Below are 17,089 nucleotides of genomic sequence, written 5' to 3' on the forward strand. Positions count from 1 at the left end.
CGGGGTGGAGCAGCCCGGTAGCTCGTCAGGCTCATAACCTGAAGGTCACAGGTTCAAATCCTGTCCCCGCACCCAAATCTTCCTACGTAAAGCCCCCAGTCCAGCGCTGGGGGCTTTCGTCGTTTTCGGCCCTGTTTTCGCTGAGCGCGGCCGTTCCGTGTCAGGCGATAGATTTCATATTTGACGATCTAGTTCATATATGATGCCTTGTCGGCAGGCGCTCCGTCAGAGGGCGCGGCCGGGAGGAGAAGCGTCATGACCAAGGACCCCACAACACGCGCGGGCCTCGCGCCGCTGGTGCTGATCGTCGCGCTGTTCTTCCTGTGGGGCGTGGCCAACAACCTCAATGACGTGCTGATCCCGCACCTGAAGAAGGCCTTCTTCCTCACCGACCTGCAGTCGGGCCTGGTGCAGTCGGCCTTCTATCTCGGCTACTTCTTCCTGGCCCTGCCGGCGGGGCTCCTGATGCGCCGCCATGGCTACAAGGCCGCGGTGATCGTCGGCCTCGTCCTGTTCGGGGCAGGGGCGCTGCTGTTCTGGCCGGCGGCCGAGCTGCGCCGCTACGAGCTGTTCCTGAGCGCGCTGTTCGTCATTGCCTCGGGCCTGGCGTTCCTGGAGACCTCGGCCAATCCGCTGATCACCGTGCTGGGCGATCCCGCGCGGGCCGAGCAGCGGTTGAACCTGGCCCAGGCCTTCAATCCGCTGGGCGCGATCACCGCCGTGGTGGTCGGCCGCCAGTTCATCCTGTCGGGCGTCGAGCCGACCAAGGCGGAGTTCGCGGCCATGACGCCGGCGCAGCTGTCGGCCTTCCAGGCCGCCGAGGCCCAGTCGACCCAGGTTCCCTACCTGATCATCGCCGCCGTGGTGCTGACCTGGGCGCTGCTGGTGGCCTTCACGCGCTTTCCGATCCAGGCCAGCCGTCCGAGCGCCGATGCGCCGGAAGACAAGGCCGACAAGCCGATCCTAGGCCTGTTCTCGCGCCCGCGCTTCCTGTTCGGGGTGGCGGCGCAGTTCTTCTATGTCGGCGCCCAGGTGGGCGTGTGGAGCTACATGATCCGCTACGGCCAGGATCAGGTTCCGGGCATGGGCGAGAAGACGGCGGCGGCCTATCTGTCGTGGTCGCTGGTCGGCTTCATGGCCGGCCGGTTCGCCGGCACGGCGCTGATGAGCCGGGTCGATCCCTCGCGGCTGATGGCGCTGTTCGCCGCCGCCAACGTGGCCTTGACCCTGGTGGCCGTGGCTGTCGGCGGCCACACGGGCCTGTTGGCCCTGGCGGCCACCAGCTTCTTCATGTCGATCATGTTCCCGACCATCTTCGCCAGTTCGCTGAAGGGCCTGGGACCGCTGACCAAAACCGGCTCGTCGTTCCTGGTGATGAGCATCATCGGCGGGGCGGTGCTGACGGCGGCGATGGGCGCGCTGTCGGACGCCAGCTCGATCCGGACGGCGATCCTCGTGCCCTGCGCCTGCTTCGCCGTAGTCGGGCTGTTCGCGATCACCGCCCGCCGACGCGAGGTGAGCGCCCACGACGCCGTGCTGGTCGGAGGTCACTGAGGATGATGGATGTTCTGGTCTGCGCCGCGCCCGGCGAACTGGTGCTGGAGCGCCGGCCGATGCCGGCGCCGGGGCCGGACGAGGTTCTGCTGCGCGTGCGCAGGGTAGGGGTGTGCGGCACCGACATGCACATCTATCGCGGCACCCAGCCCTATCTGTCCTATCCGCGGGTGATGGGCCATGAGCTGTCGGGCGAGGTGGTCGCCGCGCCGGCGGGCGGCGGGCTGGCCCCCGGCGACCACGCCTATGTCATGCCCTACCTGTCGTGTGGGTCGTGCCCGGCCTGCGCCAAGGGCAAGACCAACTGCTGCATGAACATCCGGGTGCTGGGCGTGCACATCGACGGCGGCCTGGCCGAGTACCTGGCCGTGCCGCAGGGCTTCGTGCGCAAGGTGCAGGGCGTGGGGCTGGACGAGGCGGCCATGGTCGAGTTCCTCGCCATCGGCGCCCACGCCGTGCGCCGGGCGCGGATCGAGCCGGGGCAGTCGGCGCTGGTGGTCGGCGCAGGGCCGATCGGCATCGCCGCCGCGCTGTTCGCGCGGCTGGCCGGGGCGCGGGTGACGGTGCTGGACGGTCGCGAGGACCGGCTGGCGTTCTGCGCCGAGCATCTGGGCGTCGAACAGGCGGTGAGCCTGAGCGACCGGACGGCCGAGTCGCTGTCCGAACTGACCGACGGGGCGTTCTATGACGTGGTGTTCGACGCCACCGGCAATCCGGCGGCGATGGAGCAGGGCTTTGCCTATGTCGGCCACGGCGGCAGCTATGTGCTGATCTCGGTGGTGGCGGCCGACATCACCTTCTCCGACCCCGAGTTCCACAAGCGCGAGATGTCGCTGCTGGGCAGCCGCAACGCCACGATCGAGGATTTCGAGCACGTGCTGGCGGCGATCCGGGCGGGCCTGGTGCCGACGGCGGCGCTGAACAGCCATAAGGCCGAGCTGCGGGATCTGGCCCAGGCGCTGCCGGGCTGGATGGAGCCGGCGGCCGGGGTGATCAAGGCCATCGTCGCGTGCTGATCGACGCCCACTGCCACGTCTGGCGGATTGGGAAAAACGACCACGAATGGCCGACGCCGGACCTGTCGGCGATCCATCGCGACTTTGGCCTGGACGACCTGCGCGCGGCGGGCGGACCGGACGGCGTGGTGCTGGTGCAGTCGCAGCCCAGCGAGCGCGACACGGCATGGCTGCTGGAGCTGGCCGCGGCCGATCCACTGGCGCTGGGCGTCGTAGGCTGGACGGACCTGGCCGCGCCCGACGCGCCGGCGAAGGTTCTGGCCCTGGCAAGGGATCCGAAACTCAAAGGCCTGCGGCCGATGCTTCAGGACCTGGCGTCGGACTGGATCCTCGATCCGGCCCTGGGACCGGCGATCGCGGCGATGGTTGAGGCCGGGCTGGCCTTCGACGCGCTGGTCAGGCCGCGCCATCTGTCGTCCTTGCTGGCCTTCGTGCGGCGCTGGCCGGAGCTGCGGGTGGTGATCGACCACGGCGGCAAGCCGGCGATCGGGGAGGGGAGGCTTGATCCCTGGCGGGGCGACATCGCCGCCCTGGCGGCCGAGCAGGGCGTGCACTGCAAGCTCTCGGGCCTGCTGACCGAGGCGGGGGAGGCGGCGACCATCGAGGCGGTCGCACCCTATGTCGCGCATCTGCTGGACGTGTTCGGCCCCGAGCGGCTGATGTGGGGCAGCGACTGGCCGGTGCTGAACCTGGCCGGCGACTACGCCAGCTGGCGGGAGATGGGCGAGGCCTGGGTCCCGCCGGCCGGGCGAGCGGCGCTATTTGGCGAGACGGCGCGCCGATTCTATCGCTTATAGAAGCCATGTCCGACGCGCCCGCCAAGAAGCGAGAATATCGCGCTCCCGCCCTGGAAAAGGGCCTCGACGTGCTGGAGCTCTTGGCCGCGCACCGGGGCGGCCTGACCCTGGCGCAGATCTCGGCGGCGCTCGACCGCTCGTCCAGCGAGCTGTTCCGGATGGTCCAGGTGCTGGAGGCGCGGGGCTATGTCGGCCGCGCCGCCGACGAGGACGGCCTGGTGCTGACCAACAAACTGTTCGCCCTGGGCATGACCCGCGCGCCGGCCAAGGACCTTCTGGAAGCGGCCCTGCCGGAGATGCGGGCCTCGTGCCAGGTCACCGGCCAGTCGTGCCACCTGGCCGTGGCCAGCGGCGACCAGATGGTGGTGGTGGCGCGCATCGAGGCCCCGGGCGACCAGGGCTATTCCGTGCGCGTGGGCTATCGCCGCAAGATCGTCGAGGCGACCTCGGGCCTCGTGCTGTTCGCCTTCCAGCCCGAGCGGGTGCGCGAGCGTTGGGGCGGGCAACTGCGCGAGGGGGTCGCCAAGTCGGCCTGGGAGACTTTCCTGGCCGCCGCGGCCCAGGCCCGCAGGGACGGCCACGTGCAGGCGGCCAGCTACGTGACATCGGCCGTCATCGACCTGTCGGTTCCCGTCCACGGGGCCGACGGCGTGGTGGCGGCTCTGACCTGCCCCTATGTCGATACGCCCAGCGCGATCTCGATGCCCGACACCATCGCCAACCTGCAACGCCACGCCGCCGCCATCAGCGCCGAGATCGGCCCGACGGCGAGGAACGGGGTCTAAAGCCCCGCCAGGTCCCGGTCCATCGCCGCGCCATCGAAGGGCACGACGATGATCTTGCTGCCGTGGTCGTTGTCGCCGGTCTGGTCGTCCTTGGGGGTGTCGACGACGGAGAAGGTCATGGCGACGATGTGGCCGTTCTCCATCACCACGCCCGGGCGTTCGAGCTTGTTCCAGTGGTTCTTGGTCCCGTCGGCGTAGCGGATGAAGTCGGCGCCGGGCTCGTAGGCCAGGCCCTGGACGCGCCACCCCGTGACGCCGTCGCGCGAGACCAGGTGATAGGCGCGGCGCTCGCGCCACTGGTTGACGACGATGTGGTAGAGGCCGCCGCTGTACCAGAGCACGGGGTCCTCGAAGGCGCGCATGTCGCGCTGCGGTATGCCGTCGACGCCGCGATAGACGCTGTCGCCCATCACTTCGTAGGGGCCGAGAATTCCGGCTCGGCTGATCAGGATCTGGCCCGAGCGCGGCACGATCTGATAGGCGCCGTCGGGCCGCAGCAGGACGCTGAAATTGGCCGGCTTTGCGGGCGTGGCGGTCGGCGTGTCACGCAGGGCTGCGTCGCCGGGCGTCTTGACCAGCTGGAAGCGGCTCTGGTCGAAGCTGATCGTTCCGAGCTGCGTCCAGGGACCGTCGATGCTGTCGGAAACGAAGACGTCGCCGCCGCGTGTCTCGCTGACCACCACGGCGTAGCGGCCGTCGTGCATCTTCAGGGCCGTGACGTTGTGGCCAAGGCCGCCCTGGTTGTCGGGCCAGGTCAGGCCGCGGTCGCGATAGGGGCCATAGAGGGTGTCGCTGATCGCGCTGACGGCCAGCGACTGGCCCCAGGCTTTGTGGCCCAGCGCCTGGTCCCAGCGGCTGGCGAACATGCGGTACTTGCCGTCGGGACCTTTCAGGATCTGGCCGTCCCAGTAGTTCCACCGGGCCATCGAGAGGTCTTCCAGGCCGTTGCGCGGATCGCGCGGTCCGACCTCGGCTGCGCCCCAGGCGGTCGTCGACAGCCTGGCGCGCGGCATGGGCTTGAAGTAGCCGATGAAGGGCTTGGGGCCGAGCGTCGGCACGACCTCTGGGGCAGCCGGGGCGGCCGGCGCCTGAGCCGCCGCGACGGCGGGCGGGGCGATCGGAGCCAGGAACAGCGCCGCCGCCAGGGCCAGCGTGCTCGAACGCGACGAAATCGAAAAACTCCGCTTGGACACCTGGCGCGTCATGCCCGCTTAAGCACGCCGTTGGCGGCGGCCAGCCGCACGCGCTGGCCTTTCTTGAGGTCGAGATCCAGCGTCGAGCCGGCCAGCACCACGGTGTGCCTGCCGGCTTCCTTGGCGGTCAGGACGGCCTCGGTCAGCTTGCCGCCGCTCCAGCGCACGTCGACGCCGACCGCGCCGCGGGCGCGCAGGCCGGTCATCTGGCCGGTGGGCCAGCTCTTGGGCAGGGCCGGCAGTAGGTAGATGCGGTCATTGCGGCTCTGCATGACCAGCTCGGTCATGCCCGAGGTTCCGCCGAAATTGCCGTCGATCTGGAACGGCGGGTGGGCGTCGAACATGTTGGGATAGGTGCGCTCGGGACCCAGCAACAGCTTGAGGATGCTGTGGGCGCGGTCGCCGTCGCCCAGGCGGGCCCAGAGGTTCAGGCGCCAGGCGATGGCCCAGCCGGTCGACAGGTCGCCGCGCGTGACCAGCGAGGTCCTGGCCGCCTTGGCGAGATCCGGCGTGGTGTCGACCGAGATCTGGTCAGACGGAAACAGGCCGTAGAGGTGGGAGACGTGGCGGTGATGGATGTCGTTGGCGTCGGCGTCCCAGTCCTCCTGCCACTCCTGAAGTTGGCCGTCCTTGCCGATCTTGTAGGGGGCGAGCTTGTCGCGGGCGGCCTTCACCTCGGCGACGAAGGCGGCGTCAGCACCCAGGATCGCCTCGGCCTTCAGGCAGTTGTCGAACAGGTCGCGGATGATCGCCTGGTCCATGGTCGGCCCGGCGACCAGGGACGAGCCGTGGCCGTGGTTGTTCTCGGGCGAGATCGACGGGTTGGTCACCAGCACGCCGAACTTCGGGTCGACCACCAGGGTGTCGAGGAAGAAGCGGGCCGAGCCCTTCATCAGCGGATAGACGCGGGCCAGATAGGCCTTGTCGCGGCCGTAGTCATAGTGATCCCAGACGTGCTTGCACAGCCAGGCGCCGCCGGTGGGCCAGACGCCGAACTTGGCGCCGTCGATCGGACCCGTTGCTCTCCAGAGGTCGGTGTTGTGGTGGGTGACCCAGCCGCGGGCGCCGTACATGGCCCTGGCCATGCGCTCGCCGGTCTGGGCGATGTCGGAAACCAGCGCGATCAGCGGCTCGACCAGCTCGGGCAGGTCGGTCGGCTCGGCCGGCCAGTAGTTCATCTCGGTGTTGATGTTGATCGTGTACTTGCCGCCCCAGGGGGCGAAGGTCTTGTCGTTCCAGATTCCCTGCAGGTTGGCCGGCTGGCTGCCCGGGCGCGAGCAGGCGATCAGCAGGTAGCGGCCGTACTGGAAGTACAGGGCCTCCAGCGACGGATCGTCGGTAGTCGGCGACTGCTTGATCCGCTCGTCAGTGGGCAGGAGGTCGGCGCGGGTTCGGCCGAAGTCGACGCTGAAGCGGCGGAACAGGGCGCGGTGATCGGCCTGGTGCTCGGCCAGGATCTTCGCCCAGGGCTTGCCCTTGAGCTTGGCGAGCGTGGCCTTGTTCAGCACGGCCGGGTCGCCCGAGACGTCGTCATAGCGGCGATAGCTGGTGGCGGCGGCGATCAGCAGCAGCACCTCGTCGGCGCCCTTCACCGACAGCTTGCCGTCGGCGCCCGAGACCTGGCCGCCCTTGGCGCGGACCTCGACGCGGGTCTCGAAGGTCAGGCGGGCGTCGATGCCCTGCGAGGCCTCGTTCTTGCCGGCGAGGATCAGGTGCGCGCCCTCGACCGATGAGGCGGGCTTGGACTTGAGAGGGGAGCTGAACGACAGGTCGACATCGATCGCCCCCTTGCGGCTGGCGGTCAGGCGCACGGCGATGACGCCGTCGGGATGGCTGGCGATGACCTCGCGCAGGTGGCTGACGCCGCCGGCGGTGAAGTGCGTGGTGGTGATCGCGCCGTCGAGATCGAGGTCGCGGACATAGCCTTCGACGGCCTGCGGCAGGCCGGGGAAGTCGAGCTTGAGGTCGCCGATGGTCTGGTACGACATCTGGCGCTTGGGCAGGGCCATGAACTTGGCGTCGGCCAGATCGGTGGCCTTGGCGTACTCGCCCGCGTCGATCAGGCGGCGGATCTCGGGCAGGGCGGCGTTGGCCTCGGGGTTGATCGGCTCATACGCGCCGCCCGCCCACAGGGTGTCTTCGTTCAGTTGCAGGCGCTCGGCCGCGACGCCGCCGAACACCATTGCGCCCAGCTTGCCCGAGCCGACGGGCAGGGCCTCGACCCATTCCTTGGCCGGCTGGCGATACCACAGGCGCGGCGCGGAGGTCTTGGCGGGGGCGGCGCGCACGGGCGAGGCGGCGACCAGGGAGACGCCGGCTGTGGCGGCCAGGGCGGTTCTGCGGGTCACATTCATCTTGTCGCCGTGCCTCGTTCTGAAAGCGAAAACAATCGTGGTGTCGGGAAGAGCGGCCGGAGGGTCAGGGCTGCTCGGAAAGGGCGAAGATCCGGCGCATGTCGCGCCACTTCTCGTCGGACGCCGAGCCGGGCAGGGGCTTCTGGAAGGCCGACATCAGCCGCTCCCAGGCGCGGACGTCGCGCGAGTCCATGTCGGCCGCCGCCTTGGCCTGCGGCGAGAAATCGGGGCCCGCCTCGATGAGCATGAACAGCCGATCCTGGACCCGCCAGATCTCCATCTCGAGGATGCCGGCCGCCCGGATCGATCGGACCACGGGTTCGGGAACCGCGCCGGGGCGGTGCCAGGCCTCGTAGCGGGCGATCAGGTCGGCGTCGTCCTTGAGGTCGAGGGCGAGGCAGCGGCGCACGTCAGTTGATCCAGCCGCCGTCGATGATGTGGATCTGGCCCGTGGTGAAGGCCGACTCGTCGCTGGCGAGATACAGCGCCAGCTGGGCCAGCTCTTCCGGCTTGCCCAGGCGGCCCATCGGCTGGCGGGCGGTGAAGGCCTGGTGGGCGGCTTCGTAGTCGCCGGTGTCGGCCAGGCGCTGGTTCAGCGACGGCGTGTCGACCGTGCCCGGACAGATGGCGTTGCAGCGGATCCCCTGGCCCACGAAGTCGGCGGCCACGGCCTTGGTCAGGCCGATCACCGCGGCCTTGGTGGCGCCGTAGGCAAAGCGGTTCGGCACGCCTTTGATCGAGCTGGCCACCGAGGCCATGTTGACGATCGAGCCGCCGCCGGCCGCCAGCATGGCCGGCAGGAAGGCGCGGATCGCGCGGTACTGGGCCGTGACGTTGAGGTCGTTGGAGAAGGCCCAGGCCTGTTCGTCGCAGTCGAGGATCGTGCCGGAATGGACGTAGCCGGCGCAGTTGAACAGTACGTCGATCGCGCCCAGTTCTGCGGCCAGGGCGGTGATGGCGTCGGGATCGCGCACGTCGAGGCGGCGGCCTTCGCAGCCTTCGATGCCGGCCAGCAGATCCCCGTTGAGGTCGGTGGCGATCACCCGCGCGCCTTCGCGGGCGAAGAGCTCGGCGCTGGCCTTGCCGATGCCCTGGGCGGCCGCCGTGACCAGGGCGGTCTTGCCTGAAAGTCTTCCCATCGGTGTCGCCCCTTAACTCACGCGCCGCAGCGGCAGGCAGGCCGGACCGATCGGGTCGAAGGCCTTGTAGGTGAGGATGAATTCCTGGTGGCCCAGCGCCTCGGACACCGTCCGCGCCCCGCCGGCCACGGCCAGGACCAGGTCGAAGATCTCGTCGCCGACCTCGTCGAGCGTGCCGCGGCCTTCCATGATCCGGCCGGCGTCGACGTCCATGTCGCCGGAGAGCTTGCGGTAGGTCTCGGGATTGGCGCAGACCTTGATGACCGGCGAGATCGCCGAGCCGACGACCGAGCCGCGGCCGGTGGTGAAGAGCGTCAGGTGCGCCCCGCAGGCGATCAGTTCGACGATCTCGGCGTTGTCGGAGATGTTGGGAAAGCCGAACCGCACCTCGCCGTCGGGCACAACGTCGAGCAGGTAGAGGCCGCCGCTGACCGGCTGGTCGCCGGGCTTGAGGATGCCGACGATCGGGGCCGAGCCCGACTTGGAATAGGCCCCCATCGACTTCTCTTCCTGGGTGGTCAGCCCGCCCTCGGCGTTGCCGGGCGCGAAGCTGCCGTAGCCCATGACGGTGTAGTAGGCCTCGGCCTTGCGGACGCTGGCTTCCAGTTCGATCCCGAGTTCCGGGGTCAGGGCCCGGTCGGCCATGATCTTCTCGCAGCCCACCAGTTCGCCCGTCTCCTCGAAGACGCAGGCCGCGCCGGCCGCGCCCAGGCGGTCGAAGGCCCGGCCGACGGCGGGGTTGGCGGTGATGCCGCTGGTGCCGTCCGAGCCGCCGCAGATGGTGCCGATGACCAGTTCGGAGACGTCCATGGGAACGCGCGGCGTCTGGTCGGCGGTGGCCTTCAGGCGCGCCACGGCCTCGACGCCCTTGCGGACCGTCTCGGCGGTGCCGCCGCTTTCCTGGATGACCAGCACCTCGACTGGGCGGCCGCTGGCGGCGATCACGGCGCGCAGGGCCTCGCGATTGAAGCTCTCGCAGCCCAGCGAGATCAGCAGCACCCCGCCGACATTGGGATGCGTGCCGATCGCCTGCATGACCTTCAGCGCGTAGGCGTTGGGATAGCAGCCGGGAAAGCCGATCAGGTGGACGTCGGTGTCGTCGCTCCTGGTGACGATCGTCCGGGCCACGTGGTGGGCGCACTCGACGAGGTAGGCCACCGCCACGACGTTGCGGATGCCCTTGCGGCCGTCGGCGCGCAGGAAGCCGGTGAGCGCGCTCATGACGCCTCTCCGGTGGCTTGCCGGGTGTGGCTGGCGATGTAGTCGCTCTTCATGTTGTGCATGTGGACGTGGGCGCCGGCCGTGGCGGGCGCGGTCATCGATCCGATCGGCGCGCCGTACTTCAGCACCTTGTCGCCGACGCTGAGGGCATGGCGGGCGATCTTGTGACCGACGGCGACGTCCTGGGGCGCAGCCAATGTCGCGCCGTCGATCTCGATCGCCTGGCCGGCCTGGATCGCGGCGGCCAGCACGAGGACGTTGTCGTCCGGATGCAGCAGGATCGGCTTCACGCGGCGGCTCGCGAGGCGGGCGTGGGCGCGCCTGGATGCAGCAGGCCTTCGGCGCGCAGGTCGTTCCAGAGGGCGGCGGGAAGCGGGGCCTCCATCCAGGCCACGGCGTCGGCGACCTGAGCCGGGCTGGCCATGCCCGGGATGACGCTGGCCACGGCCGGGTGGGCGAGGGGAAATTGCAGGGCGGCGGCCGCCAGCGGAACGCCATGGGCGGCGCAGACCCGGCGCAGGCGCTCCACCCGCGCGACGATCCCGGCGTCGGCCGGGGCGTAGTTGTAGTGGATCGGACCCCCGCCGGGCGTCTCGACCAGGGCGCCGGAATTGAACGGCCCGCCGACGATGATCTTCACGCCGCGCTGCTCGCAACGGGGCAGGAAGCCGTCCAGCGCGGTCTGTTCCAGCAGGGTGTAGCGGCCGGCCAGCAGGAAGACGTCGAGGTCGGCGTGGTCCAGCGCCTCGTCGCAGACCGCCTGTTCGTTGACGCCCAGCCCGATGGCGCCGGCCGCGCCCGCGTCCTTCAGCTCGCGCATGGCCTTGTAGCCGCCGTCCAGGAAGGCGCGCATGTGGCTGGCGTGGGCCTCGCCGTGGGTGTCGCGGCCCAGGTCGTGGGCCAGCAGGATGTCGACCCGGTCGCGTTGCAGCCGTTGGAGGCTGGCCTCGAACGACCGCATGACGCCGTCGTAGCTGTAGTCGAACACCGGCTCGAACGGGGCGGCGTCGACGAAGCCGTGGCGATCGCGGGCGGGGAAGGCGACCGGCTCCAGCACGCGGCCGACCTTGGTGGAGATCATCACCTCGCGGCCGGCCAGCGCCTCGCCGTGGCGGGTCTCGCTGAGGCCGAAGCCGTAGTGCGGGGCGGTGTCGAAATAGCGGATGCCCGCGGCCAGCGCCGCGTCGATCACCGCTCGGGCCTGGGCGTCGGAGACGGCGGCATAGAGGTTGCCCACGGCCGCGCCGCCGAAGCCCAGTCGCGGCAGCCGCGCCAGGGTCTGCGATCGCTGTTGGGCGACGTCCATTCGCGCTTCCATCCCGTTTATTTATAAAATCGATGTTGCTGGTAAAATTCCATTGGTCACGCAACGAGTCAATCGGCCAAGCATCAAGCGCAGCCATCCGGCCAAAGAAAAAGGGCCCGCCGTGAAGCGGGCCCAGTCAGGGGAAGCAGGAGAAGAAGAGGTCTAGCGCCGCACGCGCAGGGTGACGCCGAAGGTGCGCGGATCGCCAAGCGTGCCGGTGATGGCGCCGGTGTTCCCCGCGCCGAGCGACAGGTAGTAGAGCTTGTCGAAGACGTTGCGGCCCCAGACCTGAAGGTCCCAGCTGCCGTCCTCGGCGCCGATCCCGGCCCGCAGGTTCAGCAGGGTGTAGCCCTTGATCTTCGAATATTCCGAGTTCGAGGCGCTGGTGTAGTAGGACGACTTGTAGCTGGCGTCGTAGCCGGCATAGGCCGTCAGGCCGTCGCCACGCCAGGTTCCGGCGGCCCTGCGGTATTCGCCGCCCGTCGAGGCGGCCCACAGCGACGCGCCGGGCAGGCGGCGGCCGGTGAGGTTGCAATAGGTCGCCAGCTGAATCTCGATCGGGCAGGCGGCCTGCTCGTAGCTGGTATAGCTGGCGTCGTTGTAGGTGGTCGAACCGTAGAGGGTCAGGCCCTCGATCGGCGCCGCCCGCAAATCAAGCTCGACGCCGCGACTGCGCACGCTGCCGGCGTTGGTCAGGTAGCTGGCGTTGTTGATCAGATTGACCGCCGTGGTCTGGTAGCCGTCGTCCTCGGTCCAGAAGAGGGCGAGGTTGGCGGTCAGGCGACGGTCGAACCAGGTGCTCTTCAGGCCCGCCTCATAGGCGTCGATGGTCTCCGGCGCGATGACCGGATCGACGGCGTTGGCGCCGGAGGTGTTGATGTTCGACAGGTTCAGGCCGCCGGCCTTGTAGCCCCGCGCGTAGGTCGCATAGACCAGCGGGCCGTTGTCGAAGGTGTAGGCCAGGGTGATGTTGCCGGTGAGGCTGTCGCCAGAGGTCTTGGACGAGAAGCTGTTGGCCGCGCCGAAGCGGGCGCGCAGGTTGCGGGCCGTGGCCTGGTCGGCGCTGCTGAGGCCCGAAAGGTCCGCGCCCCAGGCCGTCTGGTCGAACCAGCCGGTCATCTTCTCGTAGGTGTAGCGCAGCCCGCCGGTGATATCGAAGCGGTCGGTGACGTGCCAGGTGCCCTGCGCGAAGGCCGCCGCGCTGGTGGTCTCCGGGCTGGAGTGGCTGACGATCGAGTAGTTGTTCAGCGCCGCCGCCCGCACCGTGGCCGAGGCCGCCGCCGGGGCCAGCAGCCAGTCGGCCGCCGCCGGGCCGTAGTAGTTGACCGCCTCGGCCTCGAGGTCCTGCCAGAAGTAGTAGAGGCCGGCGACGTAATCGAGCTTGCGGTCGCCTTCCGAGCGGATGCGCAGTTCCTGGCTGAACTGCTGCTGGTCGTTGTCCTGGTGGGCGTCGATGATCGCCGAGACGGTCGTGCCGTCGGCGTCGTTGTGCGGCCGCCAGCGCCAGCCGCGCCAGGCGGTGACTGAAGTGATGGTGGCGTCGGCCAGCTTGTAGTCGACGATGGCCGAGACCCCGCCATGGGTCTCGAAATAGCTGTTCTTGGTGTTGGTCGAGACGCGGCGCGCCTCCGGATCGATCGGCGGCGGCGTGAAGCCGACGCGGGCGGCGCGGGCCAGATAGCCGTTCGGATAGGCCGCGCCGCTGTCGGCGTAGTTGGTGAAGAGGCCGGTCAGCACGCTGGCGCTGGTGTTGGAATACTGCTGGCCGTAGTCGCCTGAAAGCTTGATCGAAAGGCTTTCGTTCGGGGTCAGCAGGAACTGAACCCGGCCGCCGAAGTCGTGATAATCCTGGGTTTTCGACCCGTCATAGACGTTGGTCATGTAGCCGCCGCGCTGGGTGTTGGCCAGCGAGACGCGGTAGGCCAGCTTGTCCTCGACGATCGGGCCCGAGGTGATCAGGTGGGCCTGGAAGTAGTCGTAGTTGCCGCCGGTGACGTCGGCCGAGAACTCCGGCGTGAACTTGGGTTCCTTGGTGGCGATCACGAGGGCGCCGGCCGAGGTGTTCTTGCCGAACAGCGTGCCCTGCGGGCCGCGCAGCACCTGCACGGAGTCGAGGTCGGCGAGGTCGAACACCGCCTGGCCCGGACGGCCGAGATACACCTGGTCGAGATAGACGCCGACGGCCGATTGCAGGCCGTCGTTATAGACCGAGACGTTGTTGCCCAGACCTCGGATGTTGATGCTGGTGTTGCGCGGGTTGGTGACGCTGACCGACAGGCTGGGCGACAGGGTCTGCAGGTCGCGGACGTTGAAGGCGCGGGCGGCTTCCAGCTGGGCGCCGCCGAAGGCCGAGACGGCGACGGGCACGGTCTGGGCGTCCTCGTCGCGGCGGCGGGCGGTGACGACCACGGCGTCGAGGCCGACGGCGTCGTCGGCCGAGGCGGTGGTCGGCTCGAGGCCCACGGCGTCGTCCGCCGAGGCGGTGGTCGGCTCGGGGCTCGCAGGAGTCTCGGCGGCGAAGGCGGGCGCGGCGCCGGCCATGAGGGCGACGCACGAGGCGGCCAGGGTCAGGCGGCGCAGCGCCGCGCCTTGGTTGTGGTCACGGCGAGTATTCGCCTGGTGAATAGAAACGAGTACGCCCGACATCGCGAGGAGCCCCCATAAACGGCAAGAACAACCGCAGAAAAACGACGTTGAATGACGCGTCGGCGGGCCCTTCGCCGATGCGTCGTCGTTGCGGTGCGGAGGGAGCTTTAAATCCCAACTACTCCGATCGGCATTGCAGAAATTCTCAACAGGGCGTTTCGAAATTGTCGTAAGAGCGCTTGGCGCCATAGGCCTTAGGGGACAGGGAGAACACGAGGGAAAGCGTCATGAAGACCCATCACACGACCCTGCGCGGACGGCTTCTGGCCGGCGCCCTGATCGCCGCGACCAGCCTTGCGGGCGGCTTCGCCTACGCCGCGGAACCTACGGTTCCAGCCGCGACCCGCGCCGTCGAGAAGCGTCCGAACTTCTTGGTCATCGTCGCCGATGACTTGGGCTATTCTGATCTGGGCGCGTTCGGCGGCGAGATCGAGACGCCCAATCTCGACGCCCTGGCCAAGGCCGGCGTGCGGCTGTCGGGCTTCCACACCGCGCCGACCTGCTCGCCGACCCGCTCGATGCTGATGACGGGGTCCGACAATCATCAGGTGGGCCTGGGCTCGATGGCCGAGGTGCTGACCCCGGGGCAGAAGGGCCGGCCGGGCTACGAGGGCTATCTCAACGAGCGTTCGGTGACCGTGGCCGAGCTGCTGCGCGACGGCGGCTATCGCACCCTGATGGCCGGCAAGTGGCACCTCGGTTTGGCCGACGACCAGTCGCCGACGGCGCGCGGCTTCGAGCGTTCCTACGCCCTGCTGCAGGGGTTGCAGAACCACTTCGGCGAGGACCAGACCGAGGCCTACAAGGCAGCCGGCGCCGCCTCGACCTTCCGCGAAGACGGCAAGGTGGTGACCTATCCCAAGGGCGTCTACTCGGCCGACTTCTACGGCGACAAGATGGCCCAGTTCATCCGCGAGGGCGCGGGCGACAGCCGGCCGTTCTTCGCCTACCTGACCTTCACCGAGCCGCACTGGCCGCTGCAAGCCCCGCCCGAGACCATCGCCAAGTACAAGGGCCGGTACGACGCCGGCTACGAGGCGCTGCGCGAGCAGCGGCTGGCCAGGCTGAAGGCGCTGGGTCTGGTTCCGAAGGACGTCAAGCCGCACCCGTTCATCGACACACCAGCCTGGAAGTCCCTGACGCCTGAGCAGAAGAAGGACCAGTCGCGCCGCATGGAGATCTACGCGGCGATGGTCGACCGCATGGACCAGAACATCGGCAAGGTGGTCGCTGCGCTGAAGGCCTCGGGCCAGTACGAAAACACCGTCATCGTCTTCCTGTCGGACAATGGCGCCGAGGGCAGCCGTATCGACACCGTGCGCGGCGTCGCCGATCCGGCCAAGATCGCCACGCTGGGCATCGACAACAGCTTCGACAATCTGGGCGCCGGCTCCTCGCACGTGGGCTACGGCCCGGGCTGGGCCCAGGCGGCCACGGCGCCGACCCGCCAGGTCAAGGGCTACACCACAGAGGGCGGCATCCACACGCCGGCCATCGTCGAGGGGCCGGGCGTCAAGGGCGACGGCCGCATCGTCGACTCCCTGGCCCACGTGGCCGACGTCGAGGCCACGGTGCTGGAACTGGCCGGGGTGAAGCGTCCCGAGACCTATCGCGGCCGCGCCGTTGCGCCCTCGATCGGCCGCTCGTGGGTGCCAGCCCTGGCCAGCGCCGACGCCGGGGTGCGCGGACCGCAGGACCTGGTGGCCTGGGAGCTGTTCTTCCGACGCGCCGTGCGCCAGGGCGAATGGAAGGCGGTCTATCTGCCGTCGGCCCCAGGAGGGGCGGCCTATTCACGCGAGGCGGTGCTGCCGGCCAACTGGCAGCTCTTCAACCTCAAGAGCGATCCGGCCGAGGCCGTTGATCTGGCGTCCAGCCAACCCGACAAGCTGAAGGAACTGGTCGAGGCCTGGAACCGCTACGCCGCCCAGAACGGCGTGGTCCTGCCGCCGCCGCCCGCGGCTGGTAGCGCCGCGCCCGCCAAGGCCGGCGCGCGCTGATGCGGCGCGGCCTTCCTGGAGCCGCGGCGGTGGTCGCCCTGGTCGCGGGCCTTGCGGCCGGCGGCTTCACGACCGCCGATCCGGCTGGCGTCGAGGTTGCGGCGATCCGCGCCGCGCCCGCGGGCGCCTGCAAGACCCAGGAAGGCCGCGCTTTCATTCCCGCCGGCCAGGTGTCGCTGGGCGAGGACGGCCCCGGGCGACCGGGCAGGGCGGTCAAGGTCGAGGGCTTCTGGCTCGACCGCCACGAGGTGACCAACCGCCAGTTCGCCGCCTTCGTCGACGCCACCGGCTATGTCACGCAAGGCGAGCGCGACGGGGCCTCGGCGGTGTTCGTCCAGCCGGAACACCTGTCGGGCATGGATGATGCGGCCCAGTGGTGGAAGCTGACGCCGCGCGCCAACTGGCGCCGGCCGCACGGCGGCGGGGCCGACGACCTGGCCCATGCCGACGAACCGGTGGTGCACGTGGCCTATGCCGACGCGGCCGCCTATGCCCGCTGGGCCGGCGGCCGCCTGCCTACCGAAGCCGAGTGGGAGCGGGCCGCGCGCGGCGACCAGTCCGGTCCGCGCGCGCCCCAGGCCTGGGCCTATGACGACGACGGCAAGCCCATGGCCAACACCTGGCAGGGCGAGTTTCCGTTGGCCCAGAGCAATGAGGACCACTTCACCGGTCTCGCGCCGGTCGGCTGCTTCTCGCCCAACGCCTTCGGCCTGGTCGACATGATCGGCAACGTCTGGGAGTGGACGGCCAGCGCCGCCGGAACCTCGGGCGTCGAACGCCTGATCAAGGGCGGCTCGTTCCTCTGCGCCTTCAACTACTGCGCCAACTTCCGCCCCGCCGCCTGGCAGGCCCAGGAGGAGGGCATCGGGACCTCGCACGTGGGGTTCCGGGTGGCGTATGCAAAACCCTCTCTCTGAGAGAGAGGGAGGGGGCCATGGCGAAGCCATGGGAGGGTGAGAGGTTTCAGCTTGTCGGACTGGAGTACGGATCTTTGTGTTGCGCTGGGATGTTGGAGCGGGCGGTATTTTGCCGGCAGGCGGTGAAACCTCTCACCCTCCCACCGCTTGCGCGGCGGGCCCCT

General features: G+C 69.4%; 14 protein-coding genes. 6 read left to right on the plus strand and 8 right to left on the minus strand.

The annotated features are described in order from the left end of the window. The first annotated feature begins 255 nt into the window (after positions 1 to 255). From fucP to P7A99_RS20165, 4 genes are read left to right on the plus strand one after another with little or no spacing between them, the layout of a single operon-like run. Complete coding sequence (gene fucP / locus P7A99_RS20150) at positions 256 to 1,554, plus strand: L-fucose:H+ symporter permease (protein WP_277795544.1); 1,299 nt, start codon at positions 256 to 258, stop codon at positions 1,552 to 1,554. Positions 1,555 to 1,556: 2 nt separating this feature from the next. Beyond that, complete coding sequence (locus P7A99_RS20155) at positions 1,557 to 2,570, plus strand: zinc-binding alcohol dehydrogenase family protein (protein WP_277795545.1); 1,014 nt, start codon at positions 1,557 to 1,559, stop codon at positions 2,568 to 2,570. Next, on the plus strand, positions 2,564 to 3,367 hold the full coding sequence (locus tag P7A99_RS20160; RefSeq protein WP_277795546.1) for an amidohydrolase family protein: 804 nt from the start codon (positions 2,564 to 2,566) through the stop codon (positions 3,365 to 3,367). The genes P7A99_RS20155 and P7A99_RS20160 overlap by 7 nt, the downstream gene beginning before the upstream one ends. 5 nt (positions 3,368 to 3,372) lie before the next feature. Beyond that, a complete protein-coding gene (locus tag P7A99_RS20165; RefSeq protein WP_277795547.1) occupies positions 3,373 to 4,152 on the plus strand; it encodes an IclR family transcriptional regulator in 780 nt (259 codons plus the stop codon). Here P7A99_RS20165 and P7A99_RS20170 read toward each other — a convergent pair. From P7A99_RS20170 to P7A99_RS20205, 8 genes are all read right to left on the minus strand, one after another. Then, positions 4,149 to 5,357 (minus strand): glycoside hydrolase family protein, encoded by a 1,209-nt coding sequence (locus P7A99_RS20170; protein ID WP_277795548.1) that lies wholly within the window; start codon positions 5,355 to 5,357, stop codon positions 4,149 to 4,151. The two genes, P7A99_RS20165 and P7A99_RS20170, sit on opposite strands and share 4 nt — an antisense overlap. Then, complete coding sequence (locus tag P7A99_RS20175; protein ID WP_277795549.1) at positions 5,354 to 7,699, minus strand: glycoside hydrolase family 95 protein; 2,346 nt, start codon at positions 7,697 to 7,699, stop codon at positions 5,354 to 5,356. The genes P7A99_RS20170 and P7A99_RS20175 overlap by 4 nt, the downstream gene beginning before the upstream one ends. Positions 7,700 to 7,763: 64 nt before the next feature. Continuing rightward, positions 7,764 to 8,108 (minus strand): L-rhamnose mutarotase, encoded by a 345-nt coding sequence (locus tag P7A99_RS20180; RefSeq protein WP_277795550.1) that lies wholly within the window; start codon positions 8,106 to 8,108, stop codon positions 7,764 to 7,766. Between the two features lies 1 nt (position 8,109). Then, positions 8,110 to 8,838: an SDR family oxidoreductase gene (locus P7A99_RS20185; protein WP_277795551.1), complete on the minus strand. Its 729-nt coding sequence runs from the start codon at positions 8,836 to 8,838 to the stop codon at positions 8,110 to 8,112. Between the two features lie 12 nt (positions 8,839 to 8,850). Continuing rightward, complete coding sequence (locus P7A99_RS20190) at positions 8,851 to 10,059, minus strand: UxaA family hydrolase (RefSeq protein ID WP_277795552.1); 1,209 nt, start codon at positions 10,057 to 10,059, stop codon at positions 8,851 to 8,853. Next, positions 10,056 to 10,349: a UxaA family hydrolase gene (locus P7A99_RS20195; RefSeq protein ID WP_277795553.1), complete on the minus strand. Its 294-nt coding sequence runs from the start codon at positions 10,347 to 10,349 to the stop codon at positions 10,056 to 10,058. Before P7A99_RS20195 ends, P7A99_RS20190 begins: the two co-directional genes overlap by 4 nt. Continuing rightward, positions 10,346 to 11,365 (minus strand): aldo/keto reductase, encoded by a 1,020-nt coding sequence (locus P7A99_RS20200; protein ID WP_277795554.1) that lies wholly within the window; start codon positions 11,363 to 11,365, stop codon positions 10,346 to 10,348. The genes P7A99_RS20195 and P7A99_RS20200 overlap by 4 nt, the downstream gene beginning before the upstream one ends. A gap of 162 nt (positions 11,366 to 11,527) precedes the next feature. Further along, the gene (locus P7A99_RS20205; protein WP_277795555.1) at positions 11,528 to 14,011 is read right to left on the minus strand and encodes a TonB-dependent receptor; all 2,484 of its coding nucleotides are present in this window, start codon (positions 14,009 to 14,011) and stop codon (positions 11,528 to 11,530) included. 227 nt (positions 14,012 to 14,238) lie between these two features. On the opposite strand from P7A99_RS20205, the gene P7A99_RS20210 reads away from it, so the two are divergent. Next, positions 14,239 to 16,008, plus strand: coding sequence for an arylsulfatase (locus tag P7A99_RS20210; protein ID WP_277795556.1), 1,770 nt, complete (start codon positions 14,239 to 14,241; stop codon positions 16,006 to 16,008). After that, positions 16,008 to 16,925, plus strand: a complete 918-nt coding sequence (locus tag P7A99_RS20215) for an SUMF1/EgtB/PvdO family nonheme iron enzyme (protein WP_277795557.1) — start codon at positions 16,008 to 16,010, stop codon at positions 16,923 to 16,925. The genes P7A99_RS20210 and P7A99_RS20215 overlap by 1 nt, the downstream gene beginning before the upstream one ends. The last annotated feature ends 164 nt before the right edge of the window (positions 16,926 to 17,089 follow it).

The sequence above is a fragment of the Caulobacter endophyticus genome (assembly GCF_029543245.1).
In the GTDB taxonomy this organism is placed as follows: Bacteria; Pseudomonadota; Alphaproteobacteria; order Caulobacterales; family Caulobacteraceae; genus Caulobacter; species Caulobacter endophyticus_A.